General features: G+C 59.9%; 2 protein-coding genes. Both read left to right on the top strand.

Annotated features, from left to right (window positions below; genetic code table 11):
- Window positions 1-197, top strand: a 197-nt coding sequence (locus B8115_RS23850; RefSeq protein WP_010626077.1) for a hypothetical protein, incomplete at its 5' end; no start/stop codon positions are given.
- 101 nt (window positions 198-298) lie between these two features.
- Entirely contained in the window at window positions 299-1,078 is a 780-nt protein-coding gene (locus B8115_RS02050; protein WP_010626076.1) for a helix-turn-helix domain-containing protein, read from the top strand.
- Window positions 1,079-1,162: the final 84 nt, after the last annotated feature.

Below are 1,162 nucleotides of genomic sequence, written 5' to 3'. Positions count from 1 at the left end.
GCTGGTACGCCTGCATCTGGGCCGCCGAAGAGACGCGGCCGGAAGGCACCGCCTGGCAACCCTGGATGTCGGGGCCGCCACCGCTCGGCACGCCTCCGCCCCTGGGCGGAGCCAGCTTCTCCGCGGCCCATGCCCTAGGCTACTGGCTGGCTGAGGCGGCCGGTGAGCTACTTGTAGCAAAGGCGATGGCCACATAACTCGTAGCGGTCCACCGAGATACTCTGTCTCGAGCTGGCCATGGCAGCCCATTTTGCAACGTAACCGTCCAGCCAATACGCCCTGGTGGAGGGCCTCGTTCATGCACAACCGACTTCTCTACAAGGCTGCCCGGGTGCTAGAGGCAATCGCTGAGCACCAGTCACTTGGCCTCGAGGAACTTCATCTCCTGCTTGATCTACCGAAGCCCACTCTGAAACGCCTCCTCGATGACTTCGAGGAGTTGGGCTGGCTCTATCGCCGGCTAGGCGATAAGCGCTATGTGGTGCTGGGTGGTATCGAGGGATTGTGCGATGCTCGTTACCGGATGGCGAAGATCGCAAGCCCTTTCTTGGACGAGCTATTCAAGGCAACCGGTCTGGCATCGGACTTGGTGATCGCCACATTGCACGGACCGACCATCCTCGAGAGTAACTTCTCGCGCCTCAGTATTCGGATCGGTCGCGACAGGATAATCGGAGCCCACCCCTGTCCCTGCCAAGCCGCCTCAGGCCGAGCCTTGGTGGCACACTCCCTGCCCGTTGCCTCGGAATTACTCCATAGCTCTGAGGTCGACGATGAGTTTCTTCGTACGCTCGAAGACGAGCGCCAGACCGGTTACTTCCGGCGCATACCCGGGAGCTGGGAATACGGTTTCTGCCGACCATTCGACATTGATGCCATCGCGATTCCCCTGACTGTGGGCGAACAGGCTGTAGTGTCCCTGAACCTATACTGGGATGTTCGACGCCTGGCCTTCAGGTTTGTGGAAACCCACTATCTGCCCCAGTTGAAAGCTACCGGACAACGCCTGACAACGGCGCTCGAAATGCATGTCGCGACCCTAGTCGCCCTGTCCACTGGAGAGCTGGCCAACCCCTAAAGGATTAGTGAGTGAGCGATCCCGCACTCTCGAGAGAGACGATAGTGCGGGATCGCTCATCTCAATTAATTAAGCGGGCTCACC

The organism is Halomonas sp. KM-1, assembly GCF_000246875.1.
Taxonomy (GTDB): domain Bacteria; phylum Pseudomonadota; class Gammaproteobacteria; order Pseudomonadales; family Halomonadaceae; genus Halomonas; species Halomonas aerodenitrificans.
The sequence above is the reverse complement of the archived record's forward strand: the minus strand, read 5'-3'. Positions and strand labels throughout refer to the sequence as shown.